This window comes from Bradyrhizobium sp. BRP19 (genome assembly GCF_020194195.1).
GTDB classification, from domain to species: Bacteria; Pseudomonadota; Alphaproteobacteria; order Rhizobiales; family Xanthobacteraceae; genus Bradyrhizobium; species Bradyrhizobium yuanmingense.
Window position 1 is genome coordinate 54,015 of record NZ_JADYVZ010000013.1, and the last position, 17,221, is coordinate 71,235.

At 64.1% G+C, this 17,221-nt stretch carries 17 protein-coding genes; 9 read left to right on the forward strand and 8 right to left on the reverse strand.

Annotated elements, in window-relative coordinates; translation table 11 throughout:
- The first annotated feature begins 30 nt into the window (after positions 1–30).
- Genes I6F36_RS29385 through I6F36_RS29415 form a run of 7 tightly spaced genes read left to right on the forward strand, consistent with a single transcriptional unit; the run spans position 31 to position 6,231 of the window.
- Positions 31–1,263 (forward strand): ABC transporter substrate-binding protein, encoded by a 1,233-nt coding sequence (locus I6F36_RS29385; RefSeq protein WP_128262831.1) that lies wholly within the window; start codon positions 31–33, stop codon positions 1,261–1,263.
- A gap of 31 nt (positions 1,264–1,294) precedes the next feature.
- Complete coding sequence (locus I6F36_RS29390; protein ID WP_225157900.1) at positions 1,295–2,530, forward strand: ABC transporter substrate-binding protein; 1,236 nt, start codon at positions 1,295–1,297, stop codon at positions 2,528–2,530.
- Positions 2,531–2,559: 29 nt separating this feature from the next.
- Complete coding sequence (locus I6F36_RS29395) at positions 2,560–2,940, forward strand: carboxymuconolactone decarboxylase family protein (RefSeq protein WP_036011548.1); 381 nt, start codon at positions 2,560–2,562, stop codon at positions 2,938–2,940.
- Positions 2,941–2,956: 16 nt separating this feature from the next.
- On the forward strand, positions 2,957–3,727 hold the full coding sequence (locus tag I6F36_RS29400) for an SDR family oxidoreductase (protein ID WP_225151588.1): 771 nt from the start codon (positions 2,957–2,959) through the stop codon (positions 3,725–3,727).
- 24 nt (positions 3,728–3,751) lie between these two features.
- Complete coding sequence (locus tag I6F36_RS29405) at positions 3,752–4,492, forward strand: SDR family oxidoreductase (RefSeq protein ID WP_225157899.1); 741 nt, start codon at positions 3,752–3,754, stop codon at positions 4,490–4,492.
- 23 nt (positions 4,493–4,515) lie between these two features.
- Positions 4,516–5,232, forward strand: a complete 717-nt coding sequence (locus I6F36_RS29410; protein WP_050991723.1) for a GntR family transcriptional regulator — start codon at positions 4,516–4,518, stop codon at positions 5,230–5,232.
- A 24-nt stretch (positions 5,233–5,256) separates the two neighbouring features.
- On the forward strand, positions 5,257–6,231 hold the full coding sequence (locus tag I6F36_RS29415; RefSeq protein WP_225172688.1) for a tripartite tricarboxylate transporter substrate-binding protein: 975 nt from the start codon (positions 5,257–5,259) through the stop codon (positions 6,229–6,231).
- A 27-nt stretch (positions 6,232–6,258) separates the two neighbouring features.
- Here the strand turns inward: I6F36_RS29415 and I6F36_RS29420 are convergent, their stop codons facing one another.
- From I6F36_RS29420 to I6F36_RS29455, 8 genes are all read right to left on the reverse strand, one after another.
- A complete protein-coding gene (locus tag I6F36_RS29420) occupies positions 6,259–7,005 on the reverse strand; it encodes an SDR family NAD(P)-dependent oxidoreductase (RefSeq protein ID WP_057026125.1) in 747 nt (248 codons plus the stop codon).
- Between the two features lie 58 nt (positions 7,006–7,063).
- A complete protein-coding gene (locus I6F36_RS29425; protein ID WP_225147735.1) occupies positions 7,064–8,026 on the reverse strand; it encodes a carbohydrate kinase family protein in 963 nt (320 codons plus the stop codon).
- 32 nt (positions 8,027–8,058) lie between these two features.
- Positions 8,059–8,751: an L-fuculose-phosphate aldolase gene (locus I6F36_RS29430; RefSeq protein ID WP_225157897.1), complete on the reverse strand. Its 693-nt coding sequence runs from the start codon at positions 8,749–8,751 to the stop codon at positions 8,059–8,061.
- A gap of 19 nt (positions 8,752–8,770) precedes the next feature.
- Entirely contained in the window at positions 8,771–9,430 is a 660-nt protein-coding gene (locus I6F36_RS29435; protein ID WP_345944190.1) for a hypothetical protein, read from the reverse strand.
- A gap of 126 nt (positions 9,431–9,556) precedes the next feature.
- Positions 9,557–10,126: a peroxidase-related enzyme gene (locus I6F36_RS29440; RefSeq protein WP_225157895.1), complete on the reverse strand. Its 570-nt coding sequence runs from the start codon at positions 10,124–10,126 to the stop codon at positions 9,557–9,559.
- A gap of 14 nt (positions 10,127–10,140) precedes the next feature.
- Positions 10,141–12,450 carry a molybdopterin-dependent oxidoreductase gene (locus I6F36_RS29445; protein ID WP_225172689.1) on the reverse strand — a complete coding sequence of 770 codons (2,310 nt, stop codon included), beginning with the start codon at positions 12,448–12,450 and terminating at the stop codon, positions 10,141–10,143.
- Complete coding sequence (locus I6F36_RS29450; protein ID WP_225172690.1) at positions 12,447–13,205, reverse strand: CoA transferase; 759 nt, start codon at positions 13,203–13,205, stop codon at positions 12,447–12,449. Before I6F36_RS29450 ends, I6F36_RS29445 begins: the two co-directional genes overlap by 4 nt.
- A complete protein-coding gene (locus tag I6F36_RS29455) occupies positions 13,205–14,014 on the reverse strand; it encodes a CoA transferase subunit A (RefSeq protein WP_225172727.1) in 810 nt (269 codons plus the stop codon). The genes I6F36_RS29450 and I6F36_RS29455 overlap by 1 nt, the downstream gene beginning before the upstream one ends.
- 240 nt (positions 14,015–14,254) lie before the next feature.
- Here I6F36_RS29455 and I6F36_RS29460 point away from each other — a divergent pair, with 240 nt between their 5' ends.
- Positions 14,255–15,409: an ABC transporter ATP-binding protein gene (locus I6F36_RS29460; protein ID WP_036026694.1), complete on the forward strand. Its 1,155-nt coding sequence runs from the start codon at positions 14,255–14,257 to the stop codon at positions 15,407–15,409.
- A complete protein-coding gene (locus tag I6F36_RS29465) occupies positions 15,406–17,196 on the forward strand; it encodes an ABC transporter permease subunit (RefSeq protein WP_225172691.1) in 1,791 nt (596 codons plus the stop codon). The genes I6F36_RS29460 and I6F36_RS29465 overlap by 4 nt, the downstream gene beginning before the upstream one ends.
- Positions 17,197–17,221 lie beyond the last annotated feature (25 nt).

Sequence of the window (17,221 nt, forward strand, 5' to 3'; positions counted from 1 at the left end):
AACCATAAAAAAGACCAGGGAGTAAACAAAATGAACAAGACATCGGAGGGACTCTCGCGACGGACCGTGCTGTCCGGCGCCGCCGCCGTGGGCCTTGCCGGCGTGGCACGCGCGCAGACACCGGCCGAGATCAAGGTCGGGCTGATCGTGCCGCTGTCGGGCATCTACACCCGCCCCGGCCAGGTGATGAAGATGGGCGCCGAGATGGGTATCGAGCACATCAACGCGCAGGGCGGCATCAAGGCGCTCGGCGGCGCCAAGCTGAAGCTCGTCGTGATCGATTGCGGCGACACCACCGAGAAGGCCAAGAACGCGGCGCAACGCATGGTGGCGCAGGAGCCGGATCTCGTCGCTGCCACCGGCTCCTATCTCTCGTCCTTCACGCTGGCGGTCACCGAGGTGACCGAGCGTGCCGAGCTGCCGGTGCTGACGCTGTCCTATTCGGACCTTCTGACCGACCGCGGTTTCAAATACATCTTCCAGACCGCCGCGACCGCGAGCCGCCAGTCCGAGCTCGGATTGCCGACTCTGATGAAGCTCGCGGAGAACGCCTCGGGCAAGAAGCCGAAGACGGTCGCGATGCTGATGGACAACACCGCGACTTCGGTTGCCACGGCCAAGGCGCTGAAGGAGAAGCTGTTCGCGCAGGAAGGCCTCCAGCTCGTCGTCGAGGAAGTCTGGACCCCGCCGCTGTCGGATGCGACGCCGCTGATCCAGAAAGTCCGCTCGGCCAAGCCCGATCTGCTGCTGTTCATGCCGAACGCGGTGTCGGACGCCAAGCTGGGGCTCGAGAAGATCAGCGAGTTTGGCCTTGGCCAGGGCAAGATCCCGACCGTGTCCTTCAGCATCACCATCGCCGAACCGGACATGCTGCAGAGCGTGAGCCCGGAGACAGTGCAGGGCATCATGACCATCGTCGCCAATTGGGGCTCGAAAGGTCACGAGGCGCTGATCGCCGAGCTCAAGGCGAAATACAAGGAGCCCTGGATGACGCAGAACGTCATCTCGACCTATGGCGACATGTGGCTGATGAAGGAAGCCTTGGAAAAGGCCGGTAAGGCCGACCGCAATGCGGTCGCGCAGGCCTTCCGCACCATGGATGCCGGACCGTCGAAATACTATCCCGGCGGACAGCTCAAGTTCGACGAGAAGGGCCGCAGGGTCGGCGCCGGCGTCGTCATCGTGCAATGGCAATCGGGCGTGCCAGTCACCGTCTATCCGCCCGAGCTCGCGCAGGCGCAGCCGTTCTGGCCGAAGAAATAGCATCGCACGCTTTTCAGGGAGGAGGATTGTCATGAGAACAACGAGCAAGATCAGGATCACCCGTCGAACACTGCTTGCGGGCGCGTCCGGCACGCTGATCGCATCCCGTGCCTGGGCACAGCAGCCATCTGAGGTGAAAGTCGGCCTCTTGGTGCCGATCTCCGGCATCTACGCCCGTCCCGGCACGGTGATGCGTCAGGGCGCCGAGATGGCGGTCGAGCACATCAACGCGCAAGGCGGAGTCAAGGCGCTCGGCGGCGCCAAGCTGAAGCTCCTGGTGCTCGATTCCGGCGACACAACTGAGAAGGCCAAGAACGCCGCCCAGCGTATGGTGGCGCAGGAGAGCGACCTGGTCGCGGCAAGCGGCGCCTACCTGTCATCCTTCACGCTCGCGGTCACCGAGGTCACGGAACGCGCCAACTTGCCCGTCCTCACCCTCTCCTACTCCGATCTGATCACGGATCGCGGCTTCAAATACGTATTCCAGACCTCGGCCACGGCAGCCTCACAGGCCCGTCAGGCCTTGCCGCAAATCATCAAGCTGGCCGAGACGGCATCGGGCAAGCGGCCGAAGACGGTCGCGATCCTCACCGACAACACGGCCGCGTCGATCGCCTCGGCGAAATCGATGCGCGAGGGCCTCTTGGCAGAGAACCAGCTGCAGCTGATCGTGGACGAGACCTTCACGCCGCCGCTGGCGGACGCGACGTCGCTGGTTCAGAAGATTCGCTCGGCCAAGCCCGACCTGCTCTTCTTCCTGCCGACGGTGATCTCCGACGCCAAGCTGCTGCTCGAGAAGATGAACGAGTTCGGCCTCGGCCAGGGCAAGGTGCCGACCATCTCGTTCGGCATCGCCATCGCCGAGCCTGACATGCTGCAGACCGTGAGCCCGGAACTGCTCCAGGGAGTCCTGACCTGCGTTGCGAGCTGGGGCGCCAAGGGCCACGAGGCGCTGATCGCCGAGTTGAAGACCCGCTACAAGGAGCCGTGGATGACGCAGAATGCGATCTCCACCTATGGCGACATGTGGGTGATCAAGGACGCGCTGGAGAAGGCCGGCAAGGCCGACCGCGTTGCCGTCGGCGAAGCGCTGCGCACCATGGATGCAGGCCCCTCGAAATATTACCCGCTCGGCGAGATCAAGTTCGACCAGAAAGGCCGCCGCGTCGGCGCCGGCATGACCATCGTGCAGTGGCAATCCGGCGTGCCGGTGACGGTGTTCCCGCCTGAGCTTGCGCTGGCCAAACCGTTCTGGCCGAAGACCTGAGAACGCCCGAACGAGAAACGGAGAACAGAATGGACAAGGCGACCTACGACCGCGGCCTCGAAATCCGCAAAAGCGTGCTCGGCAGCGAGTTCGTCGACAAGGCGATCGCGTCCGCGGACGAGTTCAACCGCCCGATGCAGGATCTGACCACCGAGTATTGCTGGGGTTACGTCTGGGGCCGCGAAGGGCTGACGCGAAAGACGCGCAGCTTCCTCAATCTGGCGATGCTCTGCGCGCTCAACCGTCCGCACGAACTGAAGACCCACGTCCGCGGCGCCCTCGCCAATGGCGCGACCAAAGAGGAGATCCGCGAGGTCTTCATGCAGGTCGCGATCTATTGCGGCGTGCCGGCCGGCGTGGACGCGTTCCGCAACGCGAAGGAAGTCTTCGCCGAGCTCGACAAGAAATAAGGGCGGGCGGGCTGCGATGAAGGGCAAATGGGCACTCGTGACCGGCGCGACCGCAGGCCTTGGCCTCGCCATCGCGGAAGGCCTGGCCGGCGCGGGCTGCAACATTGTCCTGCACGACCTCGTTGCGCCGAAGCAGCCCGCGGACGACCTCAGCGCCCGCTTCGGCATCGAGGTCATCCCCGCCGCTGCCGATCTGTCCGGGCGCGACGACATCGAGAGCATGATGGTCGGCCTGCTCGACCGCTGCGGAGTCATCGACATCCTTGTCAACAACGCCGTTGTCAGGCATTTCTCGACGATCGAGCAGTTTCCACCCGATCGCTGGGACCAGGCGCTCGCTGTTAACCTGTCGGCGCCGTTCCACCTGATCCGCCTTGCGCTGCCCGCGATGAAGCAGCGCGGCTGGGGCCGGATCATCAATATCGGCTCGATCTATTCGAGCCGCGCGGTCGAAGATCGCATCGACTACGTCACGACCAAAGCGGCAATCCTCGGCATGACCCGCGCGGTGGCCATCGAGACCGCCCGTAGCGGAATCACCTGCAACGCGCTCTGCCCGGGTACGCTGCCGACGCCGGCGATCCTGAACAAGATCGCGACGATGGCAGCGAATAGCGGACGCCCCGTCGATGACGTGACCCGCGAATATCTTGGCGAGCGCCAGCCGACGCAGCGCTTCGTCGAAATGGATGCGGTCGCCGCCATGGTCATCTTTCTCTGCGGCACCGCGGCAAATGACATCACCGGCGCCAGCCTGCCCATCGACGGCGGCTGGTCAATCGCATGAGAGCATTGGAATGGGAGTGCTGAGATGACCGAACAACCAGGCCAGACCGTCGTCCTGACCGGCGCTGCCGGCGGCATGGGACGTGCCATCACCAAGGCGCTGCTGGACAGCGGCCGCCGCGTCGTGCTGGTCGATCGTGACGCCGAGGCGCTTCAGCAGCTGGCGGCCACCGTCGGCGACAGGGTGTTTCCGATTCAGCTCGACGTCAGCGATTTCCGGAACGTGGATAGTCTGCCGGAGGCCATCCCTGCTCATTTCAAGCCGGTCGAAATCCTCATCAACAATGCCGGGCATGACATCGGCGGCCGGACACGCTTCGACGCCGGCTCCGCCGACGACTGGTCCAACATCATCCAGACCAACCTGATTGGCCTGATGCGCGTCACCCGCGCGATCCTCCCCGACATGGTCAAGCGCAACGCCGGCCATATCGTCAACATCAGCTCCATCAACGCCGTCCGTATAGTCCCGGATATGGCGGCCTACAGCACCAGCAAGGCGGGCGTGCACATGTTCACCGAGACCCTCCGGGGCGAGCTGGCGGACACCGCGATCCGGGTCACCGAGCTCCAGCCCGGCCTGACCAGGACCAACATCATCCTGACCCGCTACCGCGGCGACAAGCAGAAGGAAAAGGACTATTTCGACCAGTTCAGGATGGCGCTTGAGCCGGCCGACATCGCCCGCTCGATCGTGTTCGCCCTGGATCAGCCCGCCCACGTTCAAATTGCCGAAATGATGATTCTGCCTGTAAACCGGTATTGAATCATTCCAACCAAGGCCCGGACATGGAAAGACGCCGCGAATTGCAGTCGACACTCCGCATCGATGACGTACCGACCGTCCGAGCGATGGTGGCGCAAAAGCTGCGCGAGGCGATCATGTCCGGCACGCTGAAACCGGGCCAGCGCCTGGTCGAGCGCGAGCTCTGCGAGATGATGGGCGTCAGCCGCCCCTCGATCCGCGAAGCACTACGCGCCCTCGAGGCCGACGGGCTGGTCAATACGGTCCCTCACCGCGGCCCTGTGGTCTCCACGATCAGCCTGGAGGAGGCCCGGCAGCTCTACGCCGCCCGCGCGGTGCTCGAAGGCTTCGCCGGCCGTGAATGCGCCAGGCTTCACGACCCGGAAGTGGCTCGCCGGATCGGGGAAGCCCTGACCCGGCTGAAGGCAGCCGCAGCCAAGCAGGACCTCGTCGGATGCCTGGAAGCCAAGACCGACTTTTACGCCGCTCTGATCGGTGGCTGCCGCAACGCGTTCATCGAGCGCATGCTCAAGCCGCTGCATGACCGAATCCAGCTGTTGCGGATCACCTCGATGTCGCAGCCGAAGCGGATCAACAAGAGCTTGCGCGAGGTTACCGCGATCTGGCGCGCGATCCAGAACGGCGATGCGGACCTCGCCGAGCGCTGCTGCGTCGACCACATCAATGCGGCTGCGGTGGCCGCGCTCGACATGATAGAAAAATCGTCGGCAGCCAAGGAGGCGGCGCCTTCCGACGACTAAAACATTGCCGCCAGGGAGTGTTCGATGACGTATCTCGTACGATCGCTGATCCTGCTTGTCCTGCTCTATCCCTGCCGCGCAGCCATTGCGGAAGACTACCCCACCCGCCCGGTCACGATGATCGTGCCGTTCTCAGCTGGCGGTCCCGGCGACGTGATCGCACGCATCCTCGGCGGCGCGATGAGTGCGACGCTGAAACAGTCGATCGTGATCGAAAACGTCGTCGGCGCCGGCGGCACGCTCGGCACCAACCGTGTCGCCAAGGCGGCCGCCGACGGCTACACGCTGCTGCTGATGCATGTCGGCCAGGCCACCGCGCCGGCCCTCTACGCCAAGCTGCCGTTCGATCCGGTCGGCGATTTCGCCCCGATCGGGCTCGTCACCGACGTCCCGATGATCCTCGTGGCGCGGCCGAACTTTCCTGCCAAGGATCTCAACGAGCTCATTGCGCGGATCCGCAATGCCGGCGACAAGATCACCTTCGGCAATGTCGGTCTCGGCTCGGCCTCACAGCTCTGCGGCTTGATGTTCATGAGCACCACCGATACCAAGCTCACCCCGATCTACTACAAGGGCGGCGGCCCAGCGCTGAACGACGTCATCGCCGGCCACATCGACGTTTATTGCGACCCTGCAACCGGGCCGACGCCTTATATTCAGTCGAACACGATCAAGGGCTACGCGATCACGAGCAAGAAGCGGGTTGCAACGCTGCCGAACGTGCCGACCTCGGCCGAGGCCGGCCTTCCCGCGTTCGACGTGACGACCTGGTATGGCATCTACGCCCCGCGCGGCACGCCGAAGCCCGTAGTCGACCAACTCGTCGGCGCGCTGCAGACCGCGCTGAAGGATCCCGCCCTGATCGATCGGTTTGGTGAGCTCAGCATGTCCCCGGTTGAACCCGAACGCGCGACGCCGGAAGCCCTTGAAGCCTTTCTCAAGGCTGAGATCGGCAAATGGGGAAGGATTATCAAGGCAGCCGGGATCGAGCCGCAATAGGTTAGTTAGAGCGGATCGACCCCGTTACTAACTGTAAAAGATGCCTCCGTCCACGTTGAGGGCTTGGCCGGTCACAAACGCAGAATCGTCAGACGCAAAGAACGCAACGGGCCCGACGACGTCCTCCGGCTGCCCGAGCCGGTGCAGGTCCGTGACCTTCTCGAAATAGGCGACACGCTCGGGATCGCGGAGATTGTTCATCCCCATCTCCGTCACGATGATGCCCGGGCATACGGCATTGACCGTGATGCCGTAGCCGCCGAACTCCATGGACGACACCCGGGTGAAGCCGACCACCGCCGACTTCGATGCAGCATAGTGGGACTGTCCCGGACCGCCCGTTCGAGCGGCGAGCGAGGCGATGTTGACGATCCGCCCGTATTTGCGCTCCTTCATATGTGGCACCACGGCCTGGGTCATCTGGAAGACGCCGCGCGTGTTGACGGCAAAGGTCTGATCCCATGTCTCGGTCGTCAGCTCGTCGATCGTCGCCAGCCTGAGGATGCCCGCATTGTTGACGAGGACATCGACGTGCCCGAGACCCTGGACGGCTTCAGCCACCGCACGCCTGCAATCGCCGATATCGCTGACGTCGCCCAGCACCGGGATGCAGCGGCCGCCAAGCTTGCCGACCTCGGCGACGGTCTCGAGCAGAACCTTCTCCTGGGCCGCGATGTCGGTCAGCGCGAGATCGTAGCCTCGCCTTGCAAGCCCAATGGCTATTGCACGGCCAATGCCGCGGCTTGCTCCCGTCACGATCGCATGTCGGGCCATGTTGCGTTCTCCCCTGTTATTTCCAATGAATGTTGGTTCTTTACCGGCGTTGAAAAGATCAGGCGCGAGCCGGCTTGCGGACTGGCAAGGTGTTCATGGCCTTCACGGTTTCCTCGAAGGATACGAGATTGGCGCCCGAACCCAGCCCCGTCGCGACGATCGCGGCCGTCGCGGTCGCGAGCTTGGCGCAGTCGAGCAGGTCCCAGTCGCGAGCCAGCCCCGCGATGAAGCCGCCCGTATAGGAATCGCCGCATCCCGACGTATCGCGAACGGCAACGTCGAACGCCGGCACCGTGAACTGGCGCCCGTCGCGGGTCATCACGAAGGAACCATCGGCGCCGAGAGAGATGGCGCAGGCCCCTGCTCCCTTGTCGATGAAGAACCGGGCGCATGCGGCGGGATCGTCGGTTCCCACCATGGCGTTGGTCTCGTCGATGCTCGGCATGAAGAAGTCAACGTAAGGCAGCAGAGGCTCGACCAGCGCCAGCGTCTCACGCCGCGCCTGGATGAGATCGAGCGTCGTCGTGCAACCAGCGGCTTTCGCGTCCTGAAGCAATGCGACGGAAGGCGCTCCATCCATCGCAAGCAGAGAGCCGACCCCGCCGAGATGGAGAATTTTGCTCCGGCATGCGGCTACTTGCGTTTCGGGCGCGATCCGCCATCGGGCTGAGGCGCCCCTCGCATGCATGACCGGACGCGAGCCGTCGGGCCGGATCGGCAAAATCGTTGCAGAGGTTGGAGCGCCGGTCATTCGCTCCATCAGAGCGATATCGATGCCTTCGCGCTCCAGCGCGTTCAGCATCCAATCAGCCTTCTCGTCGGAGCCGACGGCACCAACCGCGAGCGCCTTCAAGCCGAGCCGCGCGCAAGGAACGACCGTTCCGCCGGCCGTGCCGGCGACTGCGAGCCGGATTTCCTCGATCAACAACCGGCCACCTCCGGGTGGGATCTCGGTAACGGGGACCCCGAGAATATCCAGGATGTAAGTGCCGCAGACGCTGACGTCGTGAGTGTAGGCCATGAGTTCTCGCAAGGCAGGGGATTATTCGTGATCTAGCTCGACAGCTGGGTAATCTTGGCCGCGCCTTCGTTATCGCGCAGGCCGTAATGCCCCCATCGCTTCAGGATGCTGTCGATCTCCTCGTCCGGTAGCAGCGGAGGAGAGCCGAGTTGAAGACAGCCGTGATACTGCTTGGCGAGCACCTCGACCTCCACCGCGAGCCACAAGGCTTTGCGCAGGTTGGGACCGATGGCGATCAGCCCGTGATGTGCGAGGAGGCAGGCGCGGCGATAGCGAAGCGCGTTCAGGGCCGCCTGCGACAGTTCGGCCGTGCCATATTGCGCATAGGGCGCGCAGGGGATGTCGTTGCCGCCGGCCGCGGCAATCATGTAGTGAATCGCAGGGATCGAGCGATTCATGATCGCGACGATGGTGCAAAAGACCGGATGGGCGTGAACGACGGCGCCAACCTCCGGCTTCGACTTGAGGATGTCGAGGTGAAAACGCCATTCGGTCGACGGAACATTGCCGGCCGATGCAGTCCATGAGCCGTCCCACTTCATGGCCACGATGTCTTCGGGCTTCATGCGGTCGTAGGGAAGACCGGACGGCGTCAGCAGGATGCCGTCGTCGGCTCGAACGCTGATGTTTCCGGACGTTCCCTGGTTGATGCCTTGCGCCGCCATCTCGCGGCACGCGTCGATGATGGATTGACGAAGTTCGAGCTCTGCTTCGCGGCCGGTCATACCTTGCTTCCACCCTGGTTCATGCACTTGCTCCGAGCTGGACCTGACGGTCGACCAACAGCCAGGTGGCTCGCGCGGTCGCCAGCACCTCCTGCTCGGCATCGAGCAAAGCACTCTCGGCAAACAACTTGCGGCCTTCCCGCCCGGTCGGCCACGCCACCACCGCACATCGATCTCCGGGACGCGGCCGGCGTTCGATCCGAGCGGCCATGCGTCCGAGCAGCGCCGTTTCGTCGCCCTTCAATCCCAGGTGACGGGCGCCAACGGTGCAATAGCCGGTCGGGCAATCGAGAGCGGCCCAGACGAATTCGGGCGCGACATGGCCGTCCGCACCGGACAGGCTCCCATGAGGTACCCAGGAGGCCGCGAACACGACGGGCTTGCCCGGGACAGCGCCCGCCTGCAGCGGGCCTGCGAAGATGCGAAGACCATCGCCGTGACCACGCGCGGGGCCACAGACAAAACAAGTCGGAAGGTTATGAGTCTGCTCTTCGTAGGGTGTTCGGCCGGCCGCCTCTTCGGCCGCCTCGTAGCTTACCCTGGGAACGTCCAGCACATCGATGTCTGTTGCACGCGCCGTCGCGAGCAGCTTGCCGTTCTCGCGCAACTCGATCCCGCCGTCGGCCCCCGTCAACACGTCGAGCGACCGCTCCAGCGGCGGCGGGGCGCGCAACGTCACTTCGGCGTCTCCACTGACGTGCCTTGCGAGACATCCGCATACATAACCGCCGTTGCCGGAGTTGGGTGGGCCCCGGAAGCGCCTGTCGATGACCAGCGATACCATTGCAGCTCTCGTTCGCGGCGTTTAGCGTCCCATCGCGAAGAACTCGTCGTTCGGACGCATGCTGGTGACGTTGGCGAGGCGGTTCGACATGCCGAAGAATGCAGCGATGGCTGCGATGTCCCAGACGTCCTCCTCGGTGAATCCATGTCCCTTCAGATCCACGAGGTCGGAATCGTCCACCTCATAGGCGCGCGCCGAGACCTTCATCGCGAAATCGAGCATCGCCCTTTGCCGCGCGGTGATATCGGCCTTGCGGTAGTTGACGGCGACCTGGTCCGCAATCAGCGGATTCTTCGCCCGCACGCGCAGGATGGCGCCGTGCGCCACGACGCAATACTGGCATTGATTGGCGCTGCTGGTCGCGACGACGATCATCTCGCGCTCGGCCTTGGTGATCGGCCCCGGCTTGTCCATGAGAGCGTCGTGATAGGCGAAGAATGCCCGGAACTCGTCCGGACGATGCGCAAGTGTCAGGAAGACGTTCGGGACGAATCCAGACTTCTCCTGAACGGCCTCGATCCGTGCGCGGATATCCTCCGGCAGCGTCGCGATATCGGGAACGGGAAAGCGGCTGATCGCGGTTGCAGACATGTTCCAAGCTCCTGTTAGACTGCCGCAAGCGCGACGAGCGTTTCCTGATAGGCCTCGAACGCATCGCGCCGATCGGCGGCGTAGGCCTCGACCCGCACCAGGCAGGTATGGGCCGAGCAGCCCTGGCCGAATTGAGACGTGCCGATGTCGAGCGTGAGCACGTTCGGATTGCCGGCGACCTCGAGGCCGCTATTGCCGGTCGGTGTGAACCAGGCGCCGGTCGGGAGCACAAGCACGCACCGGCGGACCTCGTCGCTGACCTCAGCAGTCGCAAGGCATTCCCCGCGGTCGTTCCAGATGCGGATCGTCTGGCCGTCGACGATGCCGAGAGCAGCCGCGTCGTCAGGATGAAGACGGGCCTGTTCACGGCCATTGCGTTTCATGACGCGGCTCGATGGGCCGGTTTCAAGCTGGCTGTGAAGACGGCCGGCCGGCTGATGCGAGATGAGGTGCATTTGGCCAGCTTCTGCAGTGCCGAGCCATTCGGCGGGCTCGATCCAGGCAGGATGCGAGCGGCAGTCGGGATAGTCGAGCCTGGCAAGCGTCTCGCTGCCGAGTACGATCTTCCCGCTTTCGGTGTTGAGCGGGTATTCCTCGGGCTCGTTGCGGAAGTCGGCCAGGAACGTGTGGTCTGCCTTGACCGGGCAGTGGGCATAGCCGGATTCCCAGAACGCATCGAACTCCGGCATGGCGAAACCAAATCGCTTCGAGGCGTCGTCGCGGCAGGCTTCGTAGAGATGCCGGACCCAACCCATTTCGTCGCGGCCTTCGTTGAAGCGCTCGGCCACACCGAGCTTGCCTGCAATCGCGTTGAAGATATCGAAGTCGGAGCGGGCTTCGCCCAGCGGCTCGATGGCCTTCTTCATGGCCAGGATGAAGTCGGAGCGCCTGTTGCCGGCAAGATCGTTACGCTCGATCGACGTGGTTGCCGGCAGCACGATGTCGGCCCGTTGGGCTGTCGCGGTGAACATCGGGTCCTGCACGATGATCGTTTCGGGCCTCGTCCAGGCTTCCGACAGGCGGTTGAGATCCTGATGATGGTGGTAAGGATTGCCGCCCGCCCAATAGACCAGCCTCGTATCCGGATAGGAGCGGATCTCGCCTTCATAGCTGAATGGCCGACCGGGATTGAGCAGCATGTCGCTGATGCGCGCCACCGGGATGAAGCTGTCGATCGGCCTCTTCAGCTGTGAAATGGCTGGAGACTTGCCGAGATTGAGCGGGGCCCCGACACCTCCCAGCGAAGCATAGCCGTAACCGACACCGCCGCCCGGCAGCCCGATCTGGCCGATTATCGAGGCCAGTCCGAGCGCCGCCCAGAACGGCTGTTCGCCGTGATGGGCACGCTGCAGACTCCAGCTCACCGTCAACATGCTCCGCGTGTCGACCAGGCGCCTTGCGAGCTCGGCAATCTGGCCTGCACCGAGCCCGCAGATGCCGGCGGCCCACAAGGCGTCCTTTCGTCCGCCATCCGCCTTGCCTTCGAGATAGCGAAGAAGACGATCCGCGCCGCTGGTGCAGCGCGCAAGGAAATCCGTGTCGTGCCGGCCGGCCTTCACGATCTCGCCGGCGAGGCCGAGCATCAGCGCAGTGTCGGCGTTCGGCCGGATCGGCCACCATTCGGCATCGACCCAGTCCGGCAGATCGTCCTTCAGCGGCGAGACGTGGATGACCTTGACGCCACGCTCGACGATTTTCCTGAGATAAGTCTCGAGGCGGTGGCTGCCAATTCCTCCGGCCTCGTTTTGCGCGGTTCGTGGCGACAGAGCGCCGAACACCACCAGCGTCTCGGTGTGCTGCGCGATCGTGTCGAGCGTATTGGCGCGGCCGCCACACGCGTCGTCGTTGCCCAGCGTGTGGCGCAGGATCACCGGACCCGCCGCGATGGAATAGGTATCGACGTGCCGGGTGAAGCCGCCAACCAGATTGAGCATGCGCTTCAGAAGCGAAGAGGCATGATGCAGGCGCCCCGAATTCGTCCAACCATAGGAGCCCGCAAAGATTGATGCGTTCCCGAACGCGTCGGCGACGCGGCGCACTTCGTCGGCAACCAGCGTCGTCGCCTCGTCCCAGCTGACCGGAACGAACTTCTCTCGGCCACGCCGGCGGCGATCGCTCTTTTCGCGCTTGTCCAGCCAGCCGGAACGGACCATCGGCCGCAGCACGCGCCGCTCGGGATTTGCCCATTCGGCAATAGAATGGATGATCGGGGACGGCGCCGGATCGTGCTGGAACGGCTCGATGCCCACGATGCGATTATCCTCGACGAGGATCGTGTACGCACCCCAATGGCTGCAATGCGGGATCCGTTTGATCCTGCTCATGCGTCCACCGCTCCAAGTTCGCGCCGCATCTGCGCGGCGAATTCGGGATAGGTCTCGGCGAGTTCGTCGAACACGCGGCCGCGGAGCAGATCGAGTGTCGATCGATCGGGCAGCGCGGTCTGCCGCGGCTCGGCTTCATGCTCGAATCGAAAGCCGGTCGCTTGCTTGATCTCCGCAAGATCGTGCCCGGGGTGAACACTCTCCAGCTCGAACCCCGGCCGCGTCTTGTCGAATCGAAAGAGTCCCTTGCCGGTCAAGAGAGCCACGGGGCCGCCGCTCCGGAACACTCCCTCGGGACTGACGCCGGGGGCACTGATGAAGTCGACCTTCTCGACGAAGACGCGCGGCGTATGCTCCTCGCGGAACAGGATGACCCGCGGCACGACGAAATAGAGATAGGCCGACCCGAACGAGCCGGGCCAGCGCACGCTGGAGCGCGGATAGTGACCGGTGCCGACGAGGTTCACGTTGCCAAGGCCGTCGATCTGGCCGCCGCCGAGGAAGAACGCGTCGATCCGGCCCTGACCTGCACAATCGAACAGCTCCGCCGAACCGTTGGTGAAGAAATTATGCTCGACAGAACCGAGGATGGAGAGGCGTGGACCAACGGCGCCACGCGCCTCCTTCATTGCACGCAGCAGCATCGCGCCGGCGGCAGGAATCGGAGAGGAGGCGCCTACGGCAACATGCCTGACGCCATCGAGCAGCCGCGCGATGGTGCAAATCAGCACTTCGCGAGGGAGAACGTCCGACATCACGCGGGCTCCATCTGCGCCTGCGCCATATAGGCCGAGAAGCCATCGGCCGTTCGCGCGGCCTTCGCATAACGCGCGATCTCCGCGCTATCGGCGGCATACTCGCCCCATAAACCGTATGGCCATGCGCCCTTCGGTGCGCGCGCGACTGCCGTGACGTAGAGTGCCGGCAGCACGCCGGCCGCGCTCATCTCGTCGGCGAGCAGATTTTCCTCGACGATGCGCTCCACCGTGACGAGAACTGTCTGCGAAGCGTAGGCCATTGCGGCAAGCTCGCGGCGTCGCCCGATCCAGACATTGCCGAAGCGATCAGCCATCGGCACATGGAAGATCGTGACGTCGGGCTTGATGGCGGGAATCAGCACGATCGGATCGCCTCCATCCGCCAGCGGATTGTCGACGACACGCCAATCGTTGCGGTGGCGCAGCAGATCCGTTCCGATCAGCCCGCGAAGGGGCATGAAGGGGCTGCCCTTCTGCGCCGCCATCAGGCCCGCATGGATGGCAGGACAGGTCGCGTCCTTCAGTCGAACCGCGCCTTCCTTGACCGCCGCGTTGAACCGGGGCGCTCCACCTGCTTCGCCCAGCGAGGCCGCACTGGTCTCCACCGTCCGGACCAGACCTGCGCCGACAAGCTGGTCGAGCTGCAATCCGCCGGTTGGCACGCAGACCAGATCGAGATCGCCCGCGCCATGCTCGATCATTGGACGCGTCATGGCCATGGAGACGCCGGCGTAATCGACGGGCAGCGCGACGCGCATGCCCGGCTCGATGTGCTTCGCCATGACGCGAGGCTCGCTCAACACCATCATCCTCCCCAACCTTGTTCTATATCGTAGAACGCAATTCCAAAATATGTTAGGCGGGTTTGGACGATGCTGTCAATCTGGCTTCGCCGGCGGAGCCTTGATTTCCAGGACTTTCGCGCGCAGCCGGCCAGCAGCGCACCTTCGCGCCGCGACCAGGCGGCGCGACTTGACAAGACGACGCGCTGCTCCAACAATAATTGGAATAACGTTCTACACTATAGAACACACTGGGAGGATAGAATGGGCGAGCCTTCGGCTCAGCGTGTGATGCGCTCTGGCAATGCGAACGTTCGGACATTGCCAACCGGCCGCCTCCGGGACCGCGACGCGATCGGATCGAGCATTGCCGTCCGCGAAGCGGTGAAAGCTTACGGCAACTTTCATGCGGTCGACCGGATCAGCATCGACATCGAGCCCGGCGAGTTCATCACGCTTCTTGGCCCATCCGGCAGCGGAAAAACGACGCTGCTCAACCTTGTCGCCGGATTCCAGAGCCTCGACAGCGGCGAGATCCTCGTCGACGGCAAGCCGGTCCACAACGTACCCACGCACAAGCGCGGCTTCGGCATGGTGTTCCAGAGCTACGCGCTGTTTCCGAACATGACGGTCAGCCAGAACGTCGCGTTTCCGCTTCGGATGGCGGGGGTCGACCGGGCGACCGCGGAGCGACGCGTCGCCGAAACGCTGGAGATCATGCGGCTGACGGAGCATGCGACGAAGTCTCCCTCGCAAATGTCGGGTGGACAGCAGCAGCGCGTCGCGATTGCCCGCGCCATCGTCAGGAAGCCCAAGGTCGTGCTGATGGACGAGCCCCTCAGCGCCCTCGACCGGCGGTTGCGCGAGCAGATCCAGATCGAGATCCGCGACCTTCACCAGACCATCGGCAGCACGATCCTGTTCGTCACCCATGACCAGGGCGAAGCCCTGACGATGAGCGACCGCATCGCGGTACTCAACGCCGGCAAGATCGTTCAGATCGGCCGCCCCCTGGACATCTACCGGCATCCGACAGATCGCTTCGTCGCCTCGTTCGTCGGCGAGAGCAATCTGATCGAGGCCGAGATCCTGCAGAAGCGCGGATCGACACTGACGATGAAGAACCGTGCAGGATACGTGTTCAGCGCCGAAAGCCGGGACACGATCGACGTCGGACGCGCAACTGTGCTCGTGCGTCCGGAACGCATCGCCGTGTCGAACGAGCCGGCTGCGAATTCCACGCCCGTCAGCGTCACGTCTGCGATCTTCCTCGGCGAGATCCTGCGGATCGAGGCGCAAATGGAGGGCGGAGATCCGCTCCTGATCCGCTGCACCGACATGGCCGACCGGCCGCTGCCGGCCGTCGGCGATCGTCTGCACGTGAGCTGGGGCGCCGCGGACTGCTGGGTGCTTGCATGACCGCGGCATCGATCGGCGCCCAGGCAGGCCGTCCTGCGGATCTCGATCTCGTCAGGAGGTTGAAGGATCCGGCGCTGCTGCTCCTGCCCGCGCTCGCGTTTCTGGCCTTCATCTATCTGCTCCCGCTGATCGATCTCATCCGCATCAGCGTGAGCGGGCCGTCGTGGTCGACCTATTTCGAGCGGGTATTCGCCATACCGCTCTATTGGGATTCGCTCGTCCGCACGATGCAGATCTCGGTCACCGTCGCCGGACTGTGCCTGCTGTTCGGATATCCGACGGCGCTGCTCATTCACCGCAGCCGCGGCATGACCCAGGCCCTGATCGCGACCGCGATCGTGCTGCCCTATTTCATCGCCATCCTGATCCGAACCTACGCCTGGATGGTCCTGCTCGGCCGCAACGGGCCGGTCAACAAGCTGCTGGTTTCGGTCGGAATATTGAGCGAGCCGGTGCAGCTCCTCTTCAATCGCGGCACGGTGCTTCTCGGCATGACCGCGGTGCTTCTGCCGCTGATGGTGCTGACGATCTATTCCAGCGTGGCGCGCCTCGATCAAAGCCTGACCCGCGCGGCGCTGGCCAGCGGCGCCGGGCCCATTGCGGCGTTCTGGCGCGTGTTGCTGCCGCTGACCCTACCCGGGATGGGCGCCGGCTTCCTGCTGGTCTTCGTCGCAGCGATCGGGTTCTTCATTACGCCCACGCTGCTCGGGGGACCCGGCGACCAGATGTTTGCCATGCATATCACCCAGCAGGCGGACTCGGTCACATCGGAGGGATTCCTGCAGGCCTTGGGCGTGGTGCTGCTGACGATCACGCTGGCGGTGGTCGCGGTGGCCGGACGCTTCCTCGGCTTCGAGTTCATTTGGGGCGGCCGCAAGCTGACCGAGGCCGCACCGACGACGACTGACCGCAACGCTGCCGATGTCGGCCGCCGTAGTTTCGGCGCCTCAGCTGCCGACTTGATAGGCTGGCCGCTTCTGAGACTTTTCGGGCGACTGCCGGCGAGCTTCGGGACCTGGACAGTTCGCCTTCTGGGCGGACTGGTCATTACCGTTCTCATCCTGCCGATCATCGTGGTGATGATCATTTCCTTCAGCAGCGCAAGCTATCTGACCTTCCCGCCGCCGGGCTTCTCATTTCGCTGGTATGAGCAGTTCTTCTCCGATTCGAACTGGATGCGGGCGTTCTGGACATCCTTGGTCGTCGCGGCGATGTCGGCCGGAATCGCGATCGTGCTGGGCGCGTCGGCCGCCCTCGGCATCGTCAGGAGCAGCATTCGCGGCAAGTCCACCATCATGCTGCTGCTCGTAAGTCCGATCATCGTGCCTCCGGTCGTGCTCGGCCTGTCGCTCTACAGCCTGTTCCTGCGTTTCGACCTGGTCGGCTCCGTCTTCGGCCTTGCCGCGGCGCATGCGATCGGCGGCCTTCCGCTCGTCGTGGTGATCCTGTCCGCATCGCTTCAAGGCGTCGATACCAGGCTCGAACAGGCAGCTTCCGTCCATGGCGCATCGTCCCTGACGGTGTTCCGCCTGGTGACGCTGCCGGCCATCGTGCCGGGCCTCGCTGCAGCGACATTCTTCGCCTTCCTGCACTCGTTCGACGAGTTGGTGCTGACGCTGTTCCTGTCGAGCGCGGAGCTGAAGACGCTCCCGCTCATGCTGTGGGGCGACATCAATTACCGGCTCAATCCGGTGCTGGCCGTGGTCTCGACGCTGGAGGTGCTGCTGGTGGTCGCAGGGCTCGTCCTTGCACGGCCCGTTCTCGCCACGTCGCGGAAGGCAACGTGACACAGATCAATTTCAACTGGAGGAA

Bases quoted from the DNA above. Each gene is read 5' to 3' on its own strand.
- I6F36_RS29460 (WP_036026694.1), top strand. From the start codon at position 14,255: ATGGGCGAGCCTTCGGCTCAGCGTGTGATGCGCTCTGGCAATGCGAAC.
- I6F36_RS29425 (WP_225147735.1), bottom strand. From the start codon at position 8,026: ATGGCCTACACTCACGACGTCAGCGTCTGCGGCACTTACATCCTGGAT.
- I6F36_RS29445 (WP_225172689.1), bottom strand. From the start codon at position 12,450: ATGAGCAGGATCAAACGGATCCCGCATTGCAGCCATTGGGGTGCGTAC.
- I6F36_RS29440 (WP_225157895.1), bottom strand. From the start codon at position 10,126: ATGTCTGCAACCGCGATCAGCCGCTTTCCCGTTCCCGATATCGCGACG.
- I6F36_RS29465 (WP_225172691.1), top strand. From the start codon at position 15,406: ATGACCGCGGCATCGATCGGCGCCCAGGCAGGCCGTCCTGCGGATCTC.
- I6F36_RS29410 (WP_050991723.1), top strand. From the start codon at position 4,516: ATGGAAAGACGCCGCGAATTGCAGTCGACACTCCGCATCGATGACGTA.
- I6F36_RS29385 (WP_128262831.1), top strand. From the start codon at position 31: ATGAACAAGACATCGGAGGGACTCTCGCGACGGACCGTGCTGTCCGGC.
- I6F36_RS29450 (WP_225172690.1), bottom strand. From the start codon at position 13,205: ATGTCGGACGTTCTCCCTCGCGAAGTGCTGATTTGCACCATCGCGCGG.
- I6F36_RS29455 (WP_225172727.1), bottom strand. From the start codon at position 14,014: ATGGTGTTGAGCGAGCCTCGCGTCATGGCGAAGCACATCGAGCCGGGC.
- I6F36_RS29395 (WP_036011548.1), top strand. From the start codon at position 2,560: ATGGACAAGGCGACCTACGACCGCGGCCTCGAAATCCGCAAAAGCGTG.
- I6F36_RS29420 (WP_057026125.1), bottom strand. From the start codon at position 7,005: ATGGCCCGACATGCGATCGTGACGGGAGCAAGCCGCGGCATTGGCCGT.
- I6F36_RS29405 (WP_225157899.1), top strand. From the start codon at position 3,752: ATGACCGAACAACCAGGCCAGACCGTCGTCCTGACCGGCGCTGCCGGC.
- I6F36_RS29390 (WP_225157900.1), top strand. From the start codon at position 1,295: ATGAGAACAACGAGCAAGATCAGGATCACCCGTCGAACACTGCTTGCG.
- I6F36_RS29430 (WP_225157897.1), bottom strand. From the start codon at position 8,751: ATGACCGGCCGCGAAGCAGAGCTCGAACTTCGTCAATCCATCATCGAC.
- I6F36_RS29400 (WP_225151588.1), top strand. From the start codon at position 2,957: ATGAAGGGCAAATGGGCACTCGTGACCGGCGCGACCGCAGGCCTTGGC.
- I6F36_RS29415 (WP_225172688.1), top strand. From the start codon at position 5,257: ATGACGTATCTCGTACGATCGCTGATCCTGCTTGTCCTGCTCTATCCC.